The organism is Shewanella sp. 6_MG-2023, assembly GCF_030547195.1.
Lineage (GTDB): Bacteria > Pseudomonadota > Gammaproteobacteria > Enterobacterales > Shewanellaceae > Shewanella.
Window position 1 is genome coordinate 71,219 of record NZ_JAUOQU010000018.1, and the last position, 25,001, is coordinate 96,219.

Below are 25,001 nucleotides of genomic sequence, written 5' to 3' on the forward strand. Positions count from 1 at the left end.
AGTTAACTAAGCTATCAAGCACGTAAACTCGCATAATGGTTTGTTTATCGCTATAAATAGGAGAGTCAGCAGAGTTTACGTTGGCTCTTTTTTTATTTGATCTTTACTAGATGTATTCACGTATTGCGCATTGGTATACAAAAACAGTATCCAAAAACGCGTATTCAAAATGAGGCTTTCTATGTCAATTAGCCAAGCAATTATTAAAGTTACTAATTTACGTTTACGTACTTTCATCGGCTTTAACCCTGATGAACGAGAAAAGCAGCAAGATGTTGTTATTAATATTGAAATTCAGTACCCAGCCGATAAGTCTTTTCAAACTGATGATGTCGCTGATGCGCTGAACTACAAGATAATCACCAAGAAAGTGATCCAACATGTTGAAGAAGGTCGATTTTTATTACTGGAAAAATTAGTTGCTGATGTGCTGGCAATTTGCAGTGAGCATCCTTCCATTACCATGTCGCGGGTGACAATCGACAAACCACACGCATTACGTTTTGCCGACTCTGTTTCATTATCATTAGAGCAGCGAAAATAAAGTGAGTTTTAATTTGGCACGAGTTGCCATAAGGAAAACACATGATTTCTGAAGAAGCACGTAAAGTACAGCAAGTACTGATTGAGCGAGGTCTTGAAACCCCAGTCGTTGAAAATGACATGACTAACGAGCAAAAAGTGGCTCGCATTCAAGGATTGATGACAGAAGTTATCTCTACCCTTGGACTTGATTTAACCGATGACAGCTTATGTGAAACCCCTCATCGAATCGCCAAAATGTATGTTAATGAAATCTTCTCTGGGCTTGATTACAACCACTTCCCTAAAGTCACCCAAATTGACAATAAAATGGGCGTAGATGAAATGGTTAAAGTCAGTGATATTAGCGTGGTTAGTACCTGTGAACATCACTTTATTACCATCGATGGTGTTGCCAATGTTGCTTATGTGCCGGGGCGCAAAATTATTGGTTTATCTAAAATTAACCGCATAGTGAAATTTTTTGCCCAGCGACCTCAAGTACAAGAGCGACTCACCCAGCAAGTGCTGGTGGCACTGCAAACCTTGCTTGAAACCGACGATGTTGCCATTAGTATCAATGCCACCCATTACTGCGTTAAATCCCGAGGCATTATGGATACTCAATCCTATACCAAAACCTCCGCACTAGGCGGCTGCTTTAAAGCTAACCCTGCCTCAAGAGCTGAATTCTTTGCTAACAGCTAATCGGCTTTAGCTTGAATCATACTTTAAAGGTCATTAATTTCGAGTCAATGAGGCTATTATTAATTGCTTATGATTAATTGCAATGATAAACGACTGCATTAATGACCTTTTTTAACACTTCTTATTTTCAATAAAAATCATCATAAGAGAACTGCAATGAAGCAAACTATTTTCATTACTGGCGTCGGCAAACGTATTGGTTACGCCTTAGCAAAGGACTTTCTCGCTAAAGGCATGAAGGTCATCGGCACCTTTAGAACCCATTACCCCTCTATTGATGAATTAGCTGAATTAGGTGCCGACCTTTATCAATGTGATTTGTGCATTCCTGCTGAAATAGACGATATGTTAGCGCGCATTAATGACACCCATGACGAGCTTCATTGCATCATTCATAATGCATCTGACTGGCATAACGATAAAACCAAGCCGGGCATGACCTCAGCCGATATCATGAACCGAATGATGAATATTCACGTCAGTGCGCCTTATCAAATAAACTTGGCTCTGGCCGACAAATTAATCGCTTCAGCAAGTGGCAATATTGGCAGTGCGAATATTATTCATATTACCGATTACGTGGCAGAAAAAGGCAGTAAAAAGCATATTGCCTATGCGGCCAGTAAAGCGGCAATGCACAATTTAACCCTGTCATTTGCGAGTAAACTTGCGCCTATGGTGAAAGTCAATTCCATTGCCCCTGCGATGATTTTGTTTAATGAAGGCGACGATGAGGCCTACAAAGCAAAAGCGCTAGCCAAAGCCATACTGCCTAAAGAGGCGGGTAACCCTGAGATCATTGAATTAGTTGATTACCTGACAAGCAGTCAATACGTCACTGGTCGCAGTTTTGCGGTGGATGGTGGCCGTCACTTAGCCTAACTGTGTTTGCTATTGAGTTTATATAGGGGAGCTACGGCTCCCTTTTTAATGGCTGAATATTTTAAATAGACATCTAGACGTCTTATTGTTAGTGTGGAGTACCACTGGTTTTTGGTTGTTTTTTATCCGGCTATTAATTCGAAAGTTTATCCGGCAAACAACTTTTTGGTAGATGGCCCAATTTGAATATCTTAAGGTAAAGGAAGGCATTATGACGGCAGAAAACATGAAACTGGAATCACTGGCATTACATTATGGCTACGAGTCGGAAGCGACCACCAAGGCCGCAGCAGTGCCGATTTACCAAACCACGTCTTACACCTTTGATGATACCCAGCATGGTGCCGATTTATTCGATTTAAAAGTGGCTGGTAACATCTATACCCGCATCATGAACCCAACCACTAACGTGCTTGAGCAGCGCTTAGCCGCCATCGAAGGCGGCATTGGTGCCTTAGCGGTGGCATCAGGTATGGCGGCCATCACCTATGCGATACAGGCGCTCACCCAAGTAGGCGATAATATTGTTAGCACTAGCCAGTTATATGGCGGTACTTATAACTTATTCGCCCATACATTGCCGCGCCAAGGGGTTGATGTACGCATGGCGGCCTATGATGACTTTGACGGCTTAGATGCGCTAATTGATGATAAAACCAAAGCGTTGTTTTGTGAGTCCATCGGCAATCCAGCGGGTAACGTGGTCGATTTACAACGCTTGGCCGACATTGCCCATAAGCATGGGGTGCCGTTAATTGTCGATAATACTGTGGCAACGCCAGTGTTATGCCGCGCTTTTGATCATGGCGCAGATATCGTGATTCATTCGCTGACCAAATACATTGGCGGCCATGGCACCACCATAGGCGGGGTGATCATTGATTCAGGTAAATTTGATTGGGTCGCCAATAAAGACCGCTTTGCGATTTTAAATCAACCCGATCCGTCTTATCACGGCGTGGTGTACACCGAAGCCTTTGGCCCCGCTGCCTATATTGGCCGCTGCCGGGTCGTGCCCCTAAGAAACACCGGCGCAGCTTTATCACCCCAAAGTGCGTTCTTATTACTCCAAGGGCTTGAAACTTTAAGTCTGCGCATGGAACGCCATTGCAGTAATGCCCTAGCGTTAGCCGAGTATTTACAGCAACACCCTAATGTAAGCTGGGTAAACTACGCTGCATTAGCTGATAGCCCATTTAACGTGACATGTAAAAAAATCACCGGCGGTAAAGCCTCAGGCATTATCAGTTTTGGTATAAAAGCAGCCGATGCACTGGCGGGTAAAGTGGCTGGTGGTAAATTTATTGATGCGCTGCAAATGGTGCTGCGTTTAGTGAATATTGGCGATGCAAAGTCACTGGCTTGTCACCCTGCCAGTACCACCCATCGTCAGTTAGACAGCGCAGAATTAGCTAAAGCTGGGGTATCAGAAGATTTAGTACGTATTTCGGTGGGCATTGAGCACATCGATGACATTATTGCCGATATCAGCCAAGCGTTAGATAAAGCAGTGAGTTAACGCCAGTGTTTTAATGAGTTCTCAGCCTAATATTAAGCCCATCATGATATTGTCGTGATGGGCTTTTTTTTGCATGTTAATTGCTGACATATTAATGGTTTATATACAGGATATGCGTCTTGTAGGGGTGATAATTATTGGTAAGGGCACATCCCAATATTCTACTGGGAGTTGGCTCACTTGCTGGCAGTCGTGGGCAAAGCCCACCGCTAATGGTTTACCATCAATCACTTGGCACAAAGTGCGATCGTAATAGCCACCGCCCATGCCCATGCGATTGCCCTTGTCATCAAACGCAACCAGTGGAGTGACAATCATATCCAGTTTGTTTACTGGGATAATATCTTGCACCGACAACGCAGGCTCAGCGATACCATATTGATTGAATACCATTTTTGATTCGGCATGGTAATGCAAAAACAACAAGTTACCTTTGCTAAATGGGTGAATGCGAGGTAAGTAGGTTTTTACCCCGATGTGCCAAAGGGCTTCTATTAATTTTTGTGTTGCCAGTTCACCGTCATGGCTGATGTACAGAGCCACTGTTTGGGCATTTTTTTGCTGTATTTCTGCCAGCATATGGCGGCAGGCAATTAACGAAAGCTGGTGCTGTTCTGCTTGGGTATAACTTTTACGTTCTTGACGAATATGCCGGCGAATAAAGTCACGGTTCATACCTTGGCTATCAAATAAGGCGTAACGTTCTTGATCGCTCAATTCAAAACCTTGGTCTTGATGGCTCAGGTTATCAATATCAAGATGTTGATTATCATCTGCCACAATACTCAGGGTTTGATGCGCACCAATATGGTGTTTATTGCTTTGCGTTATGGTATTTGCAGACTTATTGATAGAAGAGAAATAAGTAATATTGATAGTTGGAGTGCGAGCTGGTGAAGGTTCGACCGAAATGGCATTGGTCATTAAGCGGGTCATACTCATTATTGGCGGTACTCCATACTTGCCATGTCTATTAAGGTTAGAGTACTGCGTTCGAGGGTATTTTAAAAGGGCGACTGGCTAAAATATCCCCCAGCCAGTCGCTTTATGGATAGTTATTTGTCCAGCTTTAAAGATTTAAGCAATACGGCGCAGTCGTATTCAGATACTGTGGTTTTGGCCTTTATCCAGAATCGTCTGCGGGTGGTGATAATCCCTGTTGCAACCGCTAATACTGCTATCTCAATATAAATAAACGGCATATATTGAATAGCCGGTTCCACTGCAGCGCCTAAGTATCGCGAGTAATTCGAATAGTGCTCTGGTATAAATTGCACTTGAGAGCTTACGGTTTCTAAGCCGAATTGGAGCGCTGCGACGCCAGCTACAGCAGCCAAACCTGCCAGTATTTTGAAGTACCACTTTTTAGGCCCAAAAAAGCCCGCAAAAACCAAATATAAACTCAGCAGTAACCCGCCACCCACTAACATGTTGGTGGGGAGCAAAGGGTAATGGCTAAGGGTGAACAGGATAGCAACAAGATTCAGTAAAAAGTACGATATTACATAGCCAGAAAGTACAGTTAACCCTAGCCGTTTGGGCTGACTAATTTGCTTCCAATACAGTTTAGGAATAGCGACATATAATCCCCAAAACCATGCAAGGACGATAGGGTAGTTTGACCAAGTGGGAAGTCCATAAAGGCCGAATCTCGCTAACAGTAAATCAATAAAAAATTGATAATGACTTAGCAGCCCCGAGCGATACTCAGCATCATAAATCATTTCAGGTGCTAGCATGGCAAAACACATAGCTACCATAGCTAAAATTAGTCCCCAATTGACAACGCCTTTGACCAACTGCCATGCAAAACCCTGATTGTTATCTTTTTTAAGTTGAGATACCAAGCTTTGGTAGTTGCTGATGACCGCCTCTTTGATATCTTTTGATACCCAGTTTTCAGTCAGTAAGGCAATTTTTGTTTTGGTTTCATGGGCTTCAATAATATTTTTAATGGCCGGAATCGCTAAGGCTTTCTTATCATCGTCTTTGTCTCCGGCGGCTAACTTTTTGGCATTTTTCCACACTGCTGGGTCATATACGCCACCGGCATTGTGAGTCACATTGTTGGTACCTGCAAAGCACAGGGTGGTATCGGTGTTATCTATGGTCGCGGTATATTGTAGGGTCGGTAGGTTGGCAGTAAAACCATAGATGAACGTACAGCCATTTAGGGCTTCAGTAACGTCAATTTCATTCACGTCACTGATGTTGTTAATAATATTAAAGCCCGCATTGGTAACGTAATCTGTTATCCACTGGTGATAATCGGGGCTGTTGATAAACCATTTAGTTGATCGTTTTGCATCGCCATCAATGGTGTAGCTGTAATATAAATATCCGCCGCCATCACAAGTTTTACAGGTGACTTGACCTGAGCCATTACAGGTGTAACAGGTTTTTGTCCCGCTGCCATAACATGATGAACACGACTCTGTGGTGTAAACGGTGCGGTTATTGTGATCTTGCCTAGTCACATGATGACGGCCGCTGCCGCTACAAGATGTACATGATGTTGAGCCATTGCCATTACACGATGAGCATGAACATTTGCCGCGGCCATTACAGATATGGCAAATATCTTCACCCACATAACTATCAGGTGCTGAACCTAGATTGGTATCTTTAATGATAAAGTTTTTGGCGACATCAGCGGTTAAGATTTTTTTAAAGGTCTCATTAAAAAATCCATTTTGACCACTGACATACTCTTTGGCTTTATTGTGGGCACAATCACACGCTTGCGATGAGCTTCCTGACTGTATGCCTGATGGACAATAGCCACCGTGTTCGTGTTTGGTTACCCCAATTTCAATTGTCCAACCAAAATGAAATTTAACATTGGTGGTTTTGGCGCTTTCATCACTTAATACCACAGGGACATTTACCCCCGTTAGCTCTTTACCGTTTGAGCGGATAAAATCTTGAAATTGTTCTAATTTACTCACGTAATATGTCCTGTTAATCAATGCGTGAAAGACTAAAAATTATGTTATCAGTTAACCTTAACTATGCTGTTAAAGCTTAATGTTGAAAGTGGTCTCATCATTTTTGAGGTAGACCCACTGCCGCACCGAGTTATGGCCTGGAGCGCTGACTTTAATGTCGTAACCACCGGCAGGCAGTTTCATTCCCGCTTGGTATTTGGGCTTTATATTCATCACTGCCACCTTGGCATTGTTAACATTGGTTTTAATGGTTAAAGGTAAAAGCGGCGCATGTGCTTGCGCTGACTGCGATGTTTTTTTTGTGACAGTTAATGGCGACATAATCGCTTGATCAAAGCGGTGAATTGGCTCACTGATGGCATCAAATCCCTGGGTGATAAACAGGCTTTGATCAATGGCTGTGCCAATTGGTTGCACCATAGGCTGAGTGACCAATAGCCACTTAAGCGCATAAGAAATGCTGGCAGAGTCATTTTTTTTCATTTGCTCAAAAAAGTAGTGCAGCGCTGAGCCATTAGCGGTGTAATGATTACCGCCTAGCGACAGTGGCACCACAAAAATAGCCACTAATATCCCCGCTGAAATAGCCGGTTTTATATAGGGCTTTGTAGGGCGGGCCTCGGCGTTTGAGGCGCGCTTTGCTTGTACTAACTCAAATGCTTTCATGGGTAGCTTTAACACGGTTAGCAACACCAACGCCAAGCTAATTGACATGGAAATAGGCGGAATAATCGTTGCTCTTAGGGCTGACTTACCGCTTGATTCAAATGCGCCGCCGTCAGCAAACTCAGCTTGCTGAGCTTCAAGTACATTAAGATACTCGGTGGTTTTGCGCTGAATATTAGGCTCAATGATGCGCTGCTTAAACTCACGATTATTCCAATCAGCAAGGGTTGGGTTCACATACAGTTCTGCCATTTTAGCTGCTATGCGGCGCTGAATATCGCCCTGTTGCTGAAACTGCTGCCAGCTTAAATTAGGCGGCATATCATTGCCTTGCTTCTTCATGGCTGCACGCCATTTGGCATCCGCTTGTTGGCGCACTTTTTTACTGACAGCATTATCAAAACTCACTCTGTCAGCCATAACCCAAGTGCTTGGTAACATTAGGCCTTTTTGTTTTAATCTGGCGTTGACTTTAGCACTGGTTATTTCATGGTGCCTGAACTCATGTATGCTTGATATCCCTAATGGATAACCGCCAGATTCTTTGACAAAATCTGGCTCCATTTTTACCATCAGCACGCTTTTGTAATGATTTACATCGTTAGTGAATATCATTCTATGATCTTTAAAACCGGCATCGCCGCCCATAGCAGCATCAACGGCTTGCATTGCGGTAAATAGGCCTAAGGTCATTACCCCGCTAATAATTGAATTACCGACATTTTCCGAGGTCGAAATCTCTTCTCGCTTTAGCCAATCATCAGGGGGAATATAGCCAATACCGTATTTGGCGATTTCTTGGTCATAACCGGTTTGTAAACGCTCGAAACAGCGATCGCGACTGCTGCCTTTTTTCATGTCGGCGCATTTATTACGACGCTCAAAATAGTCATACACCTTTGGGGCGATTTGTTGGGCACGGGACTCCACGCGGGCTTCGTAAGCATCAGTCCCTTTTTGGTATTTTTCCCAGCCTTGTTTAACTTGGTTTTGGGTGTCTAGCCAATATTCATTGGAACGCTCTGGCGAGCTGGCCAGTGCTTGGTTGTAATCATTAGAACCTTGAGCGTAGTCTTTATAGCTATCTTGTAGGCGCAGGCGAAAACTATCGTAGTCACTATAGTGCAGATCGAAATTCGACATGGCGCGGTCACGGACAAATTTTTCCATGATGGCCCGTTTTTGCTGTTCTAAATCATCGACCAGCTTATCATCGGCATACACAAGGCCGCCAAATACAGACAGAAAGGTTTTTTCGGTGGCGTTATGTTCACTATCGGGATCGTAATGGATCCCTTCAAATTGAATAGACTTTTCAATAAGCGCGCTGCGTAGAACCTGTGATAAGTAAGCTTGTTGGCGCTCCTGTGGGCTTGATGTATCAATAATAAAATGATCCACTAACCACTTTTGACCAAAGAAAACTGTTGGCCACACTATCAGTGCAATCAGTGCAAAATACCCCAATGCCCGCGACACTTTGGCAACGCGGCGGCCCTTTAGTAATAAGTCTGCTAGCAGCAGCGTCACCCCTATACCACTGATGGTGCGACCAAATAACTCAATGGCGTGCAATTCATCTTCGCTGGCATTACGGCCACCGGCGACATCGGTTAAGGCGGCATTAAAAACGGCTTCAGGAAATAAATACACCACTGAGCAAATGAACATCAGTAGCATCCACCAAAAGGGTTTGCCCATTTGGGTTATTTGCGCTTCACGTTGCTGCTGATGCTTGGCTTTAGCCTGCGCTGAATGCTGCTTTGATTTAACCTTATTTAACGCTTGCTCAGCCGCTTGCATTTTTTGTTGTGTCGGGGCGCTATTGAGTAGATCGGTAGCAAAGGGGCTATGATTGTTATTGGTCATTGTTATTAATCATTGTTGTTATCGGTCTAGTTCTAGTTCTCGTTTCAGTTTTAGTTATTTAGCATTGCTGCTTGGCAAGGTTAAGATGATGCTGTCACCTGTATGGGTATCAATTTTTTCATCGGTGATAGTGGGAAAACCATGCTCCAATAACGGCGTAGGCGTGCTGGCTGGCACCACTTTAGCTTTCGCGCTATAGATGGATTTAAGGCCGGAGGTTAATGATAAATAGTAACCTTCATGCTGGTAGCCGAGCATTTCTTTAAAGCGATCAAAGTCAGCATCTACTGGCAGTGAGACAATGTATTGACCTAAATCTGTCACTGCTTGATAGCGCTGCGCTGGCACGGCGGCATTAAACAACTGCTGACAGATCTTGTAAGGCGTGGCATCGACAATGACACCATCAGGCAGATTATTTTTACTCAGTTTGAGCAACTGTGACTGATGATAATCCGTGCCATTAAGTGAATAGCTATACACTTTCATTCCTAGTCGCTGAGCGCGTTGTTTTACCCCAGAGTTTTGCATGTAGCTGCGAATATCAAGGTGGATCCCTGAGTTGTAACCCAGTTTTGCTCTTAGCTTTTTGAGTGCATCAGTGCTGGTGTGATCTTGATAACGGGAGCGATATCGTTTGGTACCATAATTGCTAGCGCGCTCAATATTAGTGTGATTTTCTAGATAGTAAGTATCGTTACTTGCGCCTTTGCGTAAGTCGCTGCGCAAGATATCAATGCTGGTAGGGTGACCACCTTGGACAAAGCCCAAGTAAACAATAGGGTTTATGCCTCGCAATTTCACTAAGGTATCTTGCTCAGACGATGAGAAGTAATAGCCTTCGTGGCCGACGTACTTTCTGAGCATATTATCTAGCTCAAGCAATTTTTGGCCATTGGCTTTTGACTTTATTTCTACATTTAATTTTTGATTTGGCAGTCGCTGGGCGGCGAATATTTTAAAGGACTCTTTAGCGGTGATCGGCCGCTCATTGAGTAGATTGTTATTATGCTTGTCCCGCAGTTTTAGCCGTTTAAACTCTTTAAGGTTCATGCGTTCCAGTTTGAAACGCTCACCGGTGTAATGCACAGTGGCGCGGCCAGTTTGGCTGTCATGGTGATTTACCCAAGTGCCATCGCCCAGCAACATGACATCAATTTCAACACTGTTGAAGTTATCGTTAAGTGCGGCAGAAATTGCATTGTAACTGCTTTCAGGCTGGCGAAAATCACCACGATGGGCTGAAATATCAATTTGGCATTGCGCTTTTGATAGCATCTTAATATTGCCGTTACTGGCAAGATATAAATTACGATCGCCTAAGGCCAATTGAGTATCGACAATATCTTTGCCGTGAGTTGCAGCATCATAGGGCAAGTGGCTCAGTTTTTTAGGGGTGACATGCACAGTTTTCACTGGCTCTGGAGTCGATTTACAAGCTGAAAGAATGAAAAATGAGCTAAAAAGAATAGAATAAAGTAGTAGGGTACTTAACTGGCGGCTTGGCATAACTCATTATATAAATTGGCTAATTTTGCTATTTTATACCGTAATCTAAAGGTTAAGACAATAATAACCATAACTTTAACAAGTGTGTCAGCCCCGAAGAAGTTTTTGATTCACTTTACTGAGGCTTTAGTTGGTTTTGATACATTTTTTGTAGGAGCGTTAGGGCCTGTTTGGCGAATGATTGACAACCCATTATAAGTTTTAGCCATAAAAAACACCGTGAAGATGTTGTTTAAAAATGAGTGACTTTGCCAAAATATCGAGCTTGTGATTGAGAAGGGCTTGGATGGTTAAGGTCTTGGACGATTAAGGGCTTGGATGGTTAAGGGCTTGGACGATTAAGGGCTTGGACGATTAAGGGCTTGGATGGTTAAGGTCTTGGACGATTAAGGGCTTGGACGATTAAGGGCTTGGATGGCTAAGGTCTTGGACGATTAAGGGCTTGGACGATTAAGGGCTTGGACGATTAAGGGCTTGGATGGCTAAGGTCTTGGATGGTTAAGGTCTTGGATGGTTAAGGGCTTGGACGATTAAGGGCTTGGATGATTAAGGGCTTGGCGGGTGAGTAGCTAAGCGCTAATTTTGGCCATAAAAAAACCACCATTGAGGTGGTTTGTTTTAAATTAAATTGCTCCCCAGAATACCGACCGTCGGTGCAGCCCTTGAACCGTAGGTTCAAGGCGGGAAAATGTTCATATCCTAAGGTTTCTCGATACGAGCCGAGCATACGCAATGTCAATGAAAGCATTCACCCTGGGTTTGTAAATATCGGCACAGGGACATAACCTACAAGCGAATATCCCAGGGAGCAAAACAGGGTTGAACCAGGTACCGTTAGCCATTACTAGCGGCAGTACATAATTCTAAAATTGTTAACCTTTCTTGGTGGTTCGTTCAAGCAACGAGTTTTCTAACGTTGATTGTAATAACGAGATACGCTCATCCATTTGCGCCATATACTGCTGATTTTTTTGCTGCTCTTCATACAACTCATGACCAATATTTAACGCGGCCATAATGGCTAATTCTTCGCGACTCAAATTGTTGGTACGTGTTTTTAATGTAGAAAGCTGCTGCTCGACACCCTTGGCAATCGCACGCAAAGCATCCTCTTGTCCCTTAGGACAATTAATCGAGTAGGTGCGCCCTAACAGGGAGATATCAATAGCACTATTACTCATGCTTCGCTGAAGATCCTTATTTGTCGAAAAATAAAAATTGTAGCAGGTTAACGACTTACCTCGCGATAACGCCTTAGCATTACGCTTTTACCACAGTTGATAACGGTATTAGTCTATTTGCGGACTATATAGCGCTACTATTAAAAGTGCAAGGTAACTCGCCGCCTTTACGATTATTTGCTTGTTGTCTGAGCATAATTAATCTTAAAGCATAATTATGGCTAAACTCTCTACACGTTCCCTACACGTCAGGCAGGATAACTCGTTAAGCGCCTAGCTCAAGGCTAATACAAGCCGTCATTGCAATAGGCGTTACAATCGTCATTTCTATTTTTACAAATTAATGGCATCGAACAGTTTACCGTTTAAGAATACTCGCTTTGGTGCAAAACGCTTAGTTGATTGCGTTATAGACAAGACAGTTAATATCAGCTTTAGCTTTATAGCGGCGGGGTTAGTGAAGCTTTGGTCAATTTGCTATTATACTTAGCAAATCGCAATGAACAATTTGGTGGCAGTTATTAACTCTGCTAGCATTGCATCTGATCGAATATAACTGGAACAATATCATGGCAACCCCTCCTTCTTTATGTATTGAAAAACTAAAACAAGCGTTAGATTCAGCTGAAATTGGTCAGCATCCTGTTGAGGTGCATGGCGCATTAGTTGGTTTAATTTGTGGTGGGGTAGATCAAGCAAAATTAGCTTGGCAAAAGCCATTACTTGAATTGATGAATGACGGTCAAGCAGTCAGCACTGAACTGCAACAACTTATTAACGAATTATTCCAAGACACAGCAACTCGCTTAAGCGATGCTGAATTTGGTTTTACGCCGTTATTACCAGAAGAAGAAGAGCTACTCAGCTTGCGCTTAGAGTGCTTAGCCCTATGGGTACAAAGCTACTTAACCGCTATTGCGCTTATTCAGCCAAAGCTTAACGGCGCATCAACTGATGTGCGCGAAATTATCCAAGATTTAGGCGCTATTGCTCAAGTGGAATTTGATGTCAGCGATGATGATGAATCAGAAGCTGCATTTATCGAGTTGCACGAGTTTGTCAGAATGGCGGCTATTTTATGTTACTCAGAGTTTGGCCCTGAAATGCCATTAGATGAAGAATCCCCATTAGCGCCGCTGCACTAATTAGAATGTAGCTTTCGCCTTGGGCCGTGTTGGCTCGGGGTGAAAAGTCCTCTGGCATCACAGATACTTGAGCTCAGCCAGAACACGAACCAGAGCTGAACTAGCTACATGGCCAATAGCAATACCATCATAACAATATTCAATTCATATCATAATTAACAAAAACAATAAGAACAGGCTTTATGACTGAGTTAAACGCGAAGACAGATAGCAAACAGGCAAGTGCCCAATTACCACAGCCACCACAACAGCCACCACAACAGGTGGATATCACTATTGTTGGCGGCGCTATGGCTGGTGCCAGTTTAGCGCTGGGTTTAGCAAAATTATCAGAAAAATTATCCGCTAAACATGCAGGTCTTTTAAATCGTCCTTTATCTATCGCCTTAATTGAAGCGCAAAAAACTGATGATAATCACCCAGGGTTTGACTCGCGTTCAATCGCCATTGCCCATGGCTCAGTATTTGAGTTAACTCAGTTAGGGATCTGGCCAAGTATCGCCAGCCTTGGCAGCGATATTGAAAATATTCATATCTCAGATCGCGGTCACTTTGGCATGACCGAGCTTAACGCTGAGCAATTTGGCCTGCCATCAATGGGGCAAGTGGTTGAGCTAGCGAAAGTCGGTAAAGTCTTGTTTGATCAACTTCAACAAGCGGATATTAAATTGCACTGCCCAGCAAGCCTAACTCAGCTTGAAACCGATATGGATGGTCACACGATAACCCTTGATAACGGCCAGCAAATTCGCAGCAAGTTGTTAGTGGCTGCAGATGGTGCTCACTCCAAAGTGCGCCAAGCGTTAAAACAAGATGTGACTCAAGTTGAATTTGAACAAGTGGCGCTGGTGGCCAATGTCCAAACTGATAAACCTCACAATAGTTGGGCCTATGAGCGTTTCACTGACACTGGCCCATTAGCCTTATTACCCATGGCGCCAATAAATGGTAAAACTCGGCTGTCATTAGTGTGGGCGCTAGATGCTGAGCAAGCCCATCAGTTTAAACACTGTGACAAAGTCGACTTTTTAGCCGCGTTGCAACAGGCTTTTGGCAATCGCGCCGGGCGCTTTACTGATGTCGGCTTACGGGTCAGTTATCCATTAACCTTATCTTACATGCCAAGACCGATTTATCATCGCACTGTGTTTATTGGCAATGCGGCGCAAACTTTACATCCCATTGCAGGTCAAGGCTTTAACCTAGGTCTACGTGATGTGGTTGGATTAATCGATGCTGTCGAAACAAGTATTGAAACCAGCATTAAAAGCAGTATTGATACAAGTATTGAAGCTGGCATTGAAAGTTTAGATCTTGGCCACAACTCGCTTATTCATCATTATCTTGCATCAAGACAGCAAGATAGAATGGCCACCATCAACAATGTTGAGTTTTTAGTGCGTGGCTTCTCAAATCAGTATTGGCCGCTAGTGGCTGGGCGCAGTTTAGGGTTAAGATTATTGTCATGGTGTCCGCCGCTTAAAGCGCCGATTGCCCATAAAGCCATGGGCTGGAAAAGCGTCTAAAGATTGCAAGTGCAGTAATAAAGCATCTCAGTAAACCGATTGAAGATTAAGGATTAACATGTTTCAAACTCAGACCTATGATGTAGCCATAGTTGGCGGTGGTATGGTTGGCTTGGCAACGGCAATCGGTTTAGCCGAGGCAAACTTAAACGTGGTGGTGATTGATGCGGGCCAAACAGAGGCTGTGTCAGGTGAGCCACGCCTTCGAGTGAGTGCCATTAACAAAGCCAGTGAGCGACTACTTACCAACTTAGGTGCTTGGCAGTACATTGATAGCGCCCGCGCTACCCCATATTCAAAAATGGCGGTGTGGGACAAAGACGGTTTAGGTAAAATTGCCTTTGATGCCGCCAGCATTAGCGAGCCATCCCTTGGGGCGATTATCGAAAACCAAGCCATCAGCTTTGCCTTAGCAAAACGCGCCGCTGAACTCTCGAACATCACCCACCTAGAAGGTCAGCGACTAGAGCGCATCGCCTTTGGTGAGCGTGAATCATGGCTTACCCTAGATAACGGCGACAACTTAAGCGCCGCCCTAGTGATTGCCGCTGACGGCGCCAATTCTTGGGTGCGTAGCCAATGCCAAATCCCATTAACCTTTTGGGATTATGGTCATCACGCCATTGTCGCCACTATTCGCACCAGTGAGCCCCACGATGCTACCGCCCGCCAAGTGTTTTTAGCCGATGGCCCATTAGCTTTATTGCCATTGTATGAAGACAATTTATGCTCAATCGTGTGGTCAGTATCGCCCCAGCAAGCAGAAGAATTATTAGCGCTATCAAGTGATGAGTTCTCAAAAGCCTTAACCGCAGCATCAGATGGTCGTTTAGGCATTTGTGAACTGGTCAGCGAACGCCAATCTCATCCGCTGCGGATGCGTTATGCCCGTCATTTTGCCCGTCATCGTTTGATTTTAGCCGGTGACGCCGCCCATACAATCCATCCGTTAGCAGGTCAGGGGGTTAACTTAGGCTTTTTAGATGCGGCCAGTATTATCGAAACCGTTAGCGAGTTACATGAAGCGGGTAAAGATCTCGGTGATTACGCCAACCTTCGCGCCCTTGAGCGCTGGCGAAAAACTGATGCCATTGAAATGATTAGCGCAATGGAAGGGTTTAAAAGACTATTTTCCGGTAGCAATCCAGTTAAAAAAGCCTTTAGAGATCTGGGTTTAAACCTAGTTGATAATGTCGCAGGACTAAAAACAGTGTTCATCAAACAGGCTATAGGCAATAAAGTGAAACTTCCTAAGCTTTGTCGAGATTAAATTTTTTAGCTAATTCGGCCTAAAAATCCTTATATATCAGGGGATGGGCCGAGTTGGCGTAAATAAAGATATTAAAACGCCTATAGTCGCATTAGCTAAACTAATGACAAAGTCTCAGATTAGAAAATTTCCTACTATACAAAATTAACCCTGTGGGTATAATTTTGGCGCATTTATAAAATACCTTCATTAGTTTTACCCTCAGAAGGTTCATAAAAAAGAGATAATAATGGCTAATAAAACTGTACTCTTTAACAAGCACTTAGAATCAAATGGCAAGATGGTAGACTTCCACGGTTGGGACATGCCACTTAACTACGGTTCACAAATCGAAGAACATAACGCTGTGCGTCAAAACGCAGGTATGTTCGATGTATCACACATGACAGTGGTTGATGTGACGGGTACCGATGCTTGTGCATTTCTACGCAAATTATTAGCAAATGATATTGCTAAGCTTAAAGTTGCTGGCAAGGCGCTATATAGCGGCATGTTAGATGACAATGCTGGCGTAATTGACGACCTTATCACTTATTATCTTACCGATACCCATTACCGCGTTGTGGTTAACTCAGCAACTCGGGTAAAAGATTTAGCATGGATGGAAAAACAATCTGCAGGCTTTGAGGTGACGATTACTGAGCGCCCTGAGCTGGCGATGATTGCCGTTCAAGGCCCTAACGCTAAAGCCAAAGCCGCCACTGTATTCAGCGCTGAGCAAAACGCCGCCGTTGAAGGCATGAAGCCATTCTTTGGCGTGCAAGCAGGTTCACTGTTTATTGCTACCACGGGTTACACCGGTGAAGTTGGCTACGAAATTATCGTACCTGAAGCAGAGGCAGAAGCATTATGGCAAGCACTACTCGAAGCAGGCGTACAGCCTTGTGGACTAGGCGCACGTGACACCCTGCGTTTAGAAGCAGGCATGAACCTTTATGGTTTAGATATGGATGAAACCGTTAACCCATTAGCCGCTAACATGGGCTGGACTATCGCATGGGAACCAAGCGAGCGCGACTTTATTGGCCGCGAAGCATTAACGGCTATTAAAGCCGCTGGACCTGACAAATTAGTTGGCCTAGTCATGGAACAAAAAGGCGTACTGCGTCACGGCATGCCAGTATTCTTTACTGATGCAGACGGCCTAGAGCACCAAGGCTCAATTACTAGCGGCACATTCTCGCCAACCTTAGGCTACTCAATTGCCATGGCAAGAGTACCCCAAGGCATTAGCGATACCGCTGAAGTGGAAATGCGTAAAAAGCGCGTAGCTGTTAAAGTAATAGCGCCAAGCTTTGTCAGAAATGGTAAACAGGCATTCTAACCAAAGTGTTATAAATGCTTGTATTGAAGTCACTGAATAATAAAAGTGTTGCTAATGAGGTTGTTAGCCAGCACTTAAATAACACTAACGATTACGCTTTAAATTTATAGATATAGGAATTACGACAATGAGCAACATTCCAGCTGAACTTAAATATGCATCATCTCATGAGTGGATCCGCAAAGAAGAAGACGGCACTTACACTGTCGGTATCACTGAGCATGCACAAGAGCTATTAGGTGACATGGTATTCGTTGAATTACCAGAAGTTGGCGACACAGTGACAGCCGGTGAAGATTGCGCCGTAGCTGAATCAGTAAAAGCTGCATCAGACATCTATGCACCGATTTCAGGTGAAGTAATTGCCGTAAACGAAGCATTAGAAGACTCACCAGAGCTAGTAAACAGCGAAGCATTTGGCGAAGGTTGGTTCTTCCGCGTTCAGCCTTCAGACGAAGCTGAAGTGGCTAACTTGTTAGACGCTGACGGTTACCAAGAAGTGATTGACGAAGAATAATCGTCGACGCTACTAGAAGCTCCCTTGGGAGCTTCTTTTGTTTTACCTTTAAATATTTAAAGGCATTAGCGATCCTTACGTCCCGCGTATAAGTATTGCATTACAACATTTTTTTCCTAGACCAGCTATTGATGCCCTACCGCAAAATACTGGCAGATTTGGAACACGATTTCTCATGACAAAGCAGACCCTAACTCAATTAGAGCAACACGAATTGTTTTTAAGCCGCCATATCGGCCCAAGCCAATCTCAACAGCAAGAAATGTTGAATTTTGTTGGCGCAGAATCGCTTGAAGACTTAACCGCACAAACCGTGCCTGGTTCAATTCGTTTACCGCAAGAATTGACCATTGGTGATTCATGTGGCGAAGCAGAAGGCACCGCCTACATCCGTGGCATAGCAGACAAAAACAAAGTCTTTAAAAGCTATATCGGTATGGGCTACTACGGTACAGAAGTACCGAATGTCATTTTACGAAACGTGTTTGAAAATCCGGGTTGGTACACAGCGTACACCCCGTACCAGCCAGAAATCGCCCAAGGCCGTTTAGAAGCTATTTTAAACTTCCAACAAGTGTCGATGGACTTAACTGGACTTGATCTTGCCTCAGCATCATTACTTGATGAAGCAACCGCCGCCGCTGAAGCAATGGCCATGGCCAAGCGAGTATCAAAAGCCAAAAAAGCCAATATCTTTTTCGTGGCAGACGACGTATTCCCACAAACATTAGATGTGGTGCAAACCCGCGCAGAATGTTTTGGTTTTGAAGTTATCGTTGGCCCAGCAAGCGAAGCCGCTAACTACGAGCTATTCGGCGCATTATTCCAATACACTAACCGCTTCGGTGAGATTAACGACAACACAGAGTTGTTCGCTAAACTTGCAGAAAAGAAAGCCATCATCACGGTTGCTGCCGACATCATGTCACTGGTACTGCTTAAATCACCCGGTTCAATGGGCGCAGATATCGTCTTTGGTAGCGCCCAGCGTTTTGGCGTACCAATGGGTTACGGCGGACCACACGCGGCATTCTTCGTAGCACGCGATGCTCACAAACGTTCAATGCCAGGTCGTATTATTGGCGTATCAAAAGATACCCGCGGTAATAAAGCCCTGCGTATGGCCATGCAAACCCGCGAGCAACATATCCGCCGCGAAAAAGCCAACTCAAACATTTGTACTGCGCAAATCTTATTAGCGAATATGGCGTCGTTTTACGCGGTATTCCACGGTGCAGTTGGCCTTAAAAATATCGCGAGCCGTATTAACCGTTTAACAGACATCTTAGCAGTCGGCCTAAAAGCCAAAGGCGTTGAGTTAGTTAACAACACTTGGTTTGACACCCTTTCATTAACAGGGCTTGATGTTGATGCGGTTAACGCACGTGCATTAACTGCTGAATTGAACCTACGTATCGACCACGACGGTATCGTCGGCATCAGCCTTGACGAAACCACCACCCGTGAAGATATTGCCCAGTTATTTGATGTCATCTTAGGTGCTGACCACGGTCTAGACGTACCAACACTCGATGCTGAAATCATTGATGGCGCTGCTTTTGGCGAAGGCAAGGGATCAATCCCAGCCGAGCTAATCCGTCACGACAAGATATTGTCTCACCCAACATTCAGTAGCTACCAAAGCGAAACTGAAATGATGCGTTACATCAAGCGTCTTGAGAATAAAGATTTAGCCTTAAATCACTCAATGATTTCGCTGGGTTCTTGCACCATGAAGTTAAACGCAGCCGTTGAAATGCTACCAGTAAGCTGGCCTGAATTTGCCAACATGCACCCATTCTGCCCGCTTAACCAAGCAGAAGGTTACACTCAGTTAATTAACGAATTGTCAGACTACCTGGTTAACATTACCGGCTACGATAACGTCTGTATTCAGCCAAACTCGGGTGCACAAGGCGAGTACGCTGGCCTGTTAGCCATTAAGAAATATCACGAGTCACGCAGCGAAGGGCACAGAGACATCTGTTTAATCCCGCAATCTGCTCATGGTACTAACCCCGCTTCTGCCCAGCTTGCTGGTATGAAAGTGGTCGTTACGGCCTGTGATAAAGACGGTAACGTTGACGTGGAAGACTTACGCGCCAAAGCGGCTGAGCTTGCAGACAACTTATCGTGCATCATGATCACCTACCCATCGACTCACGGTGTGTATGAAGAATCAATTGCAGAAATCTGTGAAATCGTTCACCAGTACGGCGGTCAAGTTTACCTTGATGGCGCCAACATGAACGCACAAGTAGGTCTTACATCACCGGGCTTTATCGGCGCTGACGTATCGCACCTTAACTTGCATAAAACCTTCTCGATCCCACATGGCGGCGGCGGACCAGGAATGGGCCCAATCGGCATTAAAAAGCATTTAGCGCCGTTTGTTGCAGGTCACCAAATCGTAAAACCTGGCCGCGAAAGCGACCACAATGGCGCAGTATCAGCCGCGCCATACGGCAGTGCAAGCATCCTACCTATTAGCTGGATGTACATTAAGCTGTTAGGCACAAAAGGGGTTAAGCAATCAACCCAAATGGCGCTACTTAACGCTAACTATGTGATGAAGAAGCTGTCGGCCCATTACCCAGTATTATTTACTGGCCGTAATGATCGCGTAGCCCACGAGTGCATTATCGATTTACGTCCACTTAAAGAAGCATCTGGCGTCACTGAGATGGACATTGCTAAGCGTCTAAATGACTACGGCTTCCACGCCCCAACCATGAGCTTCCCTGTAGCAGGTACGTTAATGATTGAGCCAACAGAGTCAGAGTCAAAAGTAGAGCTAGACCGCTTTATCGAAGCGATGATCGCTATTCGTGGCGAGATTGCCAAAGTCGAAGCAGGCCAGTGGCCAGCCGACAACAACCCACTGCACAATGCACCACACACCATGGCTGACATTATGGATCCTGAGTTTGACTCACGTCCATACAGCCGCGAAGTGGCCGTATTCCCAAGCGCAGCGGTTAAAGCGAATAAGTTCTGGCCAACGGTTAATCGTATTGATGATGTTTATGGGGACAGGAATTTGATGTGTAGTTGTGTGCCTATTGGTGATTACGAATAAAGATAATTGCTGCTTAGGCTCGCTATTACGGCGTTGAACCTCGGCTCCAGTGCTCATTGACACCAGTCAACTCCGCGCTAGAGCCTTCGGTTCGCCTTGTACTAGCATCGCCAGCGACGCAATTATGGTGTTGTTGGGTGAGTTGAAGTTTAGTTATTTATCAAAGTAAAAAAGCGACCTTAGGGTCGCTTTTTTTGTTGGGTATGTGTTTATGTTGGGCTATATTGTTCATTCAAATTAGTCAAGGTGGTTTAGGTCTGGTAATTCCTTCACTAAAACCGTAGATTTACCATGATTTATCTCAACGAAACCAAATGACTCAAGGCGTACAAGTTGTTCTCGAATTACTGTCCTGTTATATCCGACGGCTTCTGATAAGTCTCTTTCTGATGGAAGTTTAGATTCAACGGCTAAATCCAATCCTGCAAGAAAAAAGACTAAGTCATGTAAAGGTGGGTATTTTCTTAATGCTGGAAGGATATCTTTAATTAAACGTACTTGAGTAATTTCCTGAACTGTCTCAGCGGATATCTTGCTGTCTAAATATTTAGATGCTAAATGAATGAAAGTGTCAGCGCGGTACATTTGAAACTTTTTATCGGTTTTATCAATAAATTCCTTTGTAAGCTCTGGACGTGGACCGATAGTTTTTCCTTTAGGCTTTTTCCACCAATCTTCCTTAGTATCGTCAGTTATAAAAATCACATCAGCTTTGTCATTTTTAGCCATATCCATTGTCTGCTGCCAAAGAATAAAATCACCAAACTTGCGCCTTTGGCTCATTAAGTTATCTGCCCCATCCGATTTATTAGCATCTTTATAACCGGGAGGAATGCTTTGTTTGTATCTCTCACGTCCTTCTTTACAAAGCGTCTTAAGTTCTTCATCTGAATAGGGGAAACCTACTTTGCCATCAAAAATCTTAGCTAGATTTTCTTTAATTGGATCGTTACTAATTCTGTCAGAATGTGTTTTTTTGCTATCAATCAATTCCTGTTCAATTTGTCCAAACAATACCTTAAGCTGATCAGAAAGTGTTGTGCTAACGAACGGATGTTGACGATTATTTTCAAATTTTGTGCGTAAGGCTTTCATCTCTTTAACTGTTTCATCATAAGAGACTTCTTGTTCGTAGATAACGTTCTCACGGTTTTCTAAATACTCGAAGCTAGCTTGATGAGAAACCCAAACCCTACCTTTGATCTCTGTTAATAAACCTAGGAAATCTTTGCGTGTGTCCTCTGAATAACGATACATATTTAGTAAGATATTTGCATCAAAAACAAATGTCGATTTTTCCCACAAACGTTTTAAATCTTCTTCAGATTCTTTAAAGTAACCGGGGAATAAGTCTCGCATATTGCTGCTCATGTCTTAGCCTTAATTAAATGTAGTCAGTGGAAGCTGGTTCAAATGAACAGGCTTTTACAAGCGAATGATTGGCTTCTTCTTCCCTGAAAGGCGTTCTCTTATTGGATTAAGAGCTTGGCCTGCGTTTGTTTTTTATTGGTTATACATTACGCTATTGGGTCTGTTTATTGCAATGGGTTAGCGCACTGTTTTGTCCTAAAGGTTGAAATTAAATCATTAAAAAGTAGAGTGTTACAGTTTGTATTGTTAGCCTGTCTTTGCACATGCGGCTTCTTTTTGCTTTGCTTTTATAGTTAGGCGTCTTCGCAGTTGTCTCGCATCGACTCGAATATGAGTTGATTACATAGCTTGTCTGCTAACTGCTGCGCTGTTTCACTTGTTTGATGGCGTTGGATTATTCGTCACTTGCTTTGTAGTAAAGAATGGTTAAGATATTGCTTCCAAAGTAGAAATTAATCAAAATATTTTTGCATGAGAGGGCATTTAGCAATGCCACTTCGTTACGCTCATGTACCCATTTGAAGGAGCTCCCACTAATAACATGGCCACCCACTTTAAGTGGCTAAATTATCAACACTGTACTAGGCTTTGGTTATTGCTTAATAATCGGTGATAGATGATGGCCAGACCAAGAGAAACACTCGTGAGTTTAGAAGATACGCCTTACTACCACTGCTGTTCTAGAGTGGTGCGTAAAGCCTTTCTATGTGGTTTTGATGCAAGCTCTGGTGATAACTATGAGCATCGCCGTGAGTGGGTTGATTCTCGGATATTAGAGCTTGCGACGATTTTTGCCATTGATATTTGTGCTTATTCGGTGATGAGTAATCATTTACATGTGGTGCTAAAAGTGGATATTGATACCGCCAAAAACTGGTCTGATTTCGAGGTGCTTACCCAATGGCATAAAGGCTTTAAAGGCACATTGCTGACCAATAAGTTTGTTAAAGGTGAAGTGCTTAATGAGTTTGAGTTACAGGCTGTGAATGACTGTATTACTCAATACCGACTACGCTTGACTGATATCAGTTGGTTTATGCGTTCACTGTGTGAACCTATTGCCCGAATGGCCAATAAAGAAGATAACTGCACTGGTCGATTTTGGGAGGGGCGCTTTAAATCCCAAGCATTATTAGATGAAGCTGCAGTACTTGCGTGCATGGCCTATGTGGACTTAAACCCTATCCGCGCCAAGATGGCTACAGCCCCTGAAAGCTCCGATTACACCAGCATTGAGCGCCGGATAAACTCAGCCATGAAAGGTGAGCAACCCGCGGAGTTACTGCCTTTTGTGGGCAATGAACGTTTGGATATGCCTAATGGTTTGATGTTTAGCGTCAAAGATTACATTGTGCTGGTTGAAGATACAGGGCGGATTATTCGTGATGACAAACGCGGTGCCATAAGCGCGAGTAGCCAGGATATTCTCAATAGATTGAATATTCCTGCTGAAAACTGGTTAAAAATCACTACTGAGTTTGGTGCATTATTTAAAGGAGCTGTAGGGGCGTTACCTGCATTAACTGAATATTGTGAACATCTAGAGCGCAAGCGGCGACAAGGTGCAGCTAACTGTCAGCGATGGTTGTGCGCTTAATAAATCATTTCTTAATTTCAAGTAAAAGTATTCCCCACTTGATTGATATCAAGCTTTTCTGCTGGATTGAATTTAGTTTATGACTTAATTTTGGCGATTAATTATGAAATTTTCAGTCCTTTGGCAGGGTTCATCCCTTCAGTAAATGATTGTTGGTGTTAGCAACTTAAAATGAAAAGCGTTATGTTATAACTTCAAAATAATGGGTGGCTATGTATTTTTTACAAGCTTCATTAATAAGTGCGTCACGTTTTTGAGCTTGTTTGCTGTTATGGCTTTTATCATCTAGCACTATGGCTGCAACAAACTCCATGGTGTCGGGTTTACACAATATATAGTCGAAGTGCTTGGCTGAAATTCGATTAAATGCGGTTTGCCAATTGCTACGGTTTAACCCTTTCTCTGGGGTAAGCACATCGGCAACTCGTACTTTGGCAAATACACGATATTGATCTGCACAGGCAGTATCAAGCACACCCAAGAATGAGCGTTCTGCATGGCTGAATAACTTGGTTTTACGGCGATAATTTAATTGCTGAGGGCGGCTAATAAAGGCGATAAATAGCCTAATAAGCACGATAAATACAAATGCTAAAATAAGGTAGGTGAAATCCATTATTCATCCTTGAATTGAACAAGTGGTCAGAGTGAACTTAATTTTTTATCTTTGAAAGGTGCATATTACTAACGATTTTGAATAAATGGTCGTCTTATGTGCACAATTGCCATTTCGCTGCCAAGTTCCCAAAAGCATGCTGCATCGATATGTGGACAACGATATCTAACTTCGTAACTCCTGTAGCCATAATCATGGCAACCAGTACGAACTAAAAATACTCCATCTTTATCACGTCCAATCCTACATACGGCAGCCTTTTTCAATGTGCCAACATACATGCCTAAATAATATTGTGGAAATCCTTGTTCGAAATTGCTGACAATTGCCTTTACTGCTTTTTCGCTAACGCCTTCTTCAATTTCAAGCTCAGTTTCTGAATGTACTATTGAGCTAAAAAAGAGAAATAAAGCACATAGGGTTCTTAACATCATGTAATCACATAATCCTTTAAGTGAAACAAGCGGATGATTGGCTTCTTCTTCCCTGAAAGGCGTTCTCTTATTGGATTAAGAGCTTGGCCTGCTTTGTTTTTACTAGTTATACATTACGCTATTTGGTCTTAAATGTGCAATGCCTTTAAGCATCAACCTGTGATTAAAATCATTTAAAAATAGTGTGTTAGATTTGGCGTTGCTAATTTACGCTCGCACATGCGGCTTCGAGACTGTAACAAATTTTGTGTAACTGCTTATCAACACGTACTCTATAGAGAGTCAAGGATAGGCAGATACTCATGAACAAAAAAGATA

Annotated in this window: 19 protein-coding genes and 1 other RNA gene; 11 read left to right on the forward strand and 9 right to left on the reverse strand. The window is 43.5% G+C overall.

The window, feature by feature from the left end:
* The first annotated feature begins 187 nt into the window (after positions 1-187).
* The 4 genes from folX (at position 188) to Q4533_RS12055 (ending at position 3,631) form a co-directional block, all read left to right on the forward strand.
* Positions 188-544, forward strand: coding sequence for a dihydroneopterin triphosphate 2'-epimerase (folX, locus tag Q4533_RS12040; RefSeq protein ID WP_076539769.1), 357 nt, complete (start codon positions 188-190; stop codon positions 542-544).
* 41 nt (positions 545-585) lie between these two features.
* Complete coding sequence (folE, locus tag Q4533_RS12045; protein ID WP_102438485.1) at positions 586-1,230, forward strand: GTP cyclohydrolase I FolE; 645 nt, start codon at positions 586-588, stop codon at positions 1,228-1,230.
* Positions 1,231-1,386: 156 nt separating this feature from the next.
* Complete coding sequence (gene folM / locus Q4533_RS12050; RefSeq protein WP_102438483.1) at positions 1,387-2,112, forward strand: dihydromonapterin reductase; 726 nt, start codon at positions 1,387-1,389, stop codon at positions 2,110-2,112.
* Positions 2,113-2,338: 226 nt separating this feature from the next.
* Complete coding sequence (locus Q4533_RS12055) at positions 2,339-3,631, forward strand: O-acetylhomoserine aminocarboxypropyltransferase/cysteine synthase family protein (RefSeq protein ID WP_303502816.1); 1,293 nt, start codon at positions 2,339-2,341, stop codon at positions 3,629-3,631.
* A 99-nt stretch (positions 3,632-3,730) separates the two neighbouring features.
* Here Q4533_RS12055 and Q4533_RS12060 read toward each other — a convergent pair whose 3' ends face one another.
* The 6 genes from Q4533_RS12060 to zapA form a co-directional block, all read right to left on the reverse strand.
* Entirely contained in the window at positions 3,731-4,573 is an 843-nt protein-coding gene (locus tag Q4533_RS12060; RefSeq protein ID WP_241900968.1) for a 5-formyltetrahydrofolate cyclo-ligase, read from the reverse strand.
* Between the two features lie 113 nt (positions 4,574-4,686).
* Complete coding sequence (locus Q4533_RS12065) at positions 4,687-6,579, reverse strand: hypothetical protein (RefSeq protein ID WP_303502805.1); 1,893 nt, start codon at positions 6,577-6,579, stop codon at positions 4,687-4,689.
* A 69-nt stretch (positions 6,580-6,648) separates the two neighbouring features.
* Complete coding sequence (locus tag Q4533_RS12070) at positions 6,649-9,114, reverse strand: hypothetical protein (protein WP_303502806.1); 2,466 nt, start codon at positions 9,112-9,114, stop codon at positions 6,649-6,651.
* A 54-nt stretch (positions 9,115-9,168) separates the two neighbouring features.
* Positions 9,169-10,623 carry a glycerophosphodiester phosphodiesterase family protein gene (locus Q4533_RS12075; RefSeq protein ID WP_303502807.1) on the reverse strand — a complete coding sequence of 485 codons (1,455 nt, stop codon included), beginning with the start codon at positions 10,621-10,623 and terminating at the stop codon, positions 9,169-9,171.
* Between the two features lie 628 nt (positions 10,624-11,251).
* Positions 11,252-11,434, reverse strand: a non-coding RNA gene (ssrS, locus tag Q4533_RS12080) — 6S RNA.
* A 61-nt stretch (positions 11,435-11,495) separates the two neighbouring features.
* A complete protein-coding gene (gene zapA / locus Q4533_RS12085; protein ID WP_076539654.1) occupies positions 11,496-11,804 on the reverse strand; it encodes a cell division protein ZapA in 309 nt (102 codons plus the stop codon).
* 569 nt (positions 11,805-12,373) lie between these two features.
* On the opposite strand from zapA, the gene Q4533_RS12090 reads away from it, so the two are divergent.
* From Q4533_RS12090 to gcvP, 6 genes are all read left to right on the forward strand, one after another.
* Positions 12,374-12,949: a UPF0149 family protein gene (locus Q4533_RS12090; protein WP_102435706.1), complete on the forward strand. Its 576-nt coding sequence runs from the start codon at positions 12,374-12,376 to the stop codon at positions 12,947-12,949.
* 182 nt (positions 12,950-13,131) lie between these two features.
* Positions 13,132-14,475, forward strand: coding sequence for a 2-octaprenyl-6-methoxyphenyl hydroxylase (gene ubiH, locus Q4533_RS12095; RefSeq protein ID WP_303502808.1), 1,344 nt, complete (start codon positions 13,132-13,134; stop codon positions 14,473-14,475).
* A 58-nt stretch (positions 14,476-14,533) separates the two neighbouring features.
* Positions 14,534-15,745, forward strand: a complete 1,212-nt coding sequence (locus Q4533_RS12100) for an FAD-dependent oxidoreductase (RefSeq protein WP_303502809.1) — start codon at positions 14,534-14,536, stop codon at positions 15,743-15,745.
* 229 nt (positions 15,746-15,974) lie between these two features.
* Positions 15,975-17,069, forward strand: coding sequence for a glycine cleavage system aminomethyltransferase GcvT (gcvT, locus tag Q4533_RS12105; RefSeq protein ID WP_102435700.1), 1,095 nt, complete (start codon positions 15,975-15,977; stop codon positions 17,067-17,069).
* 127 nt (positions 17,070-17,196) lie between these two features.
* Entirely contained in the window at positions 17,197-17,586 is a 390-nt protein-coding gene (gene gcvH / locus Q4533_RS12110; protein ID WP_076539644.1) for a glycine cleavage system protein GcvH, read from the forward strand.
* 175 nt (positions 17,587-17,761) lie between these two features.
* Positions 17,762-20,665, forward strand: a complete 2,904-nt coding sequence (gene gcvP / locus Q4533_RS12115; RefSeq protein WP_303502810.1) for an aminomethyl-transferring glycine dehydrogenase — start codon at positions 17,762-17,764, stop codon at positions 20,663-20,665.
* 237 nt (positions 20,666-20,902) lie between these two features.
* Here the strand turns inward: gcvP and Q4533_RS12120 are convergent, their stop codons facing one another.
* On the reverse strand, positions 20,903-22,036 hold the full coding sequence (locus tag Q4533_RS12120) for a PIN-like domain-containing protein (protein WP_303502811.1): 1,134 nt from the start codon (positions 22,034-22,036) through the stop codon (positions 20,903-20,905).
* A gap of 619 nt (positions 22,037-22,655) precedes the next feature.
* Between Q4533_RS12120 and Q4533_RS12125 the strand changes: the two genes are divergently transcribed.
* Positions 22,656-23,633 carry a transposase gene (locus Q4533_RS12125; protein WP_303502817.1) on the forward strand — a complete coding sequence of 326 codons (978 nt, stop codon included), beginning with the start codon at positions 22,656-22,658 and terminating at the stop codon, positions 23,631-23,633.
* Between the two features lie 181 nt (positions 23,634-23,814).
* Here Q4533_RS12125 and Q4533_RS12130 read toward each other — a convergent pair whose 3' ends face one another.
* Positions 23,815-24,249, reverse strand: coding sequence for a DUF2726 domain-containing protein (locus Q4533_RS12130; protein ID WP_303502812.1), 435 nt, complete (start codon positions 24,247-24,249; stop codon positions 23,815-23,817).
* A gap of 68 nt (positions 24,250-24,317) precedes the next feature.
* A complete protein-coding gene (locus tag Q4533_RS12135; RefSeq protein WP_303502813.1) occupies positions 24,318-24,683 on the reverse strand; it encodes a hypothetical protein in 366 nt (121 codons plus the stop codon).
* Positions 24,684-25,001: the final 318 nt, after the last annotated feature.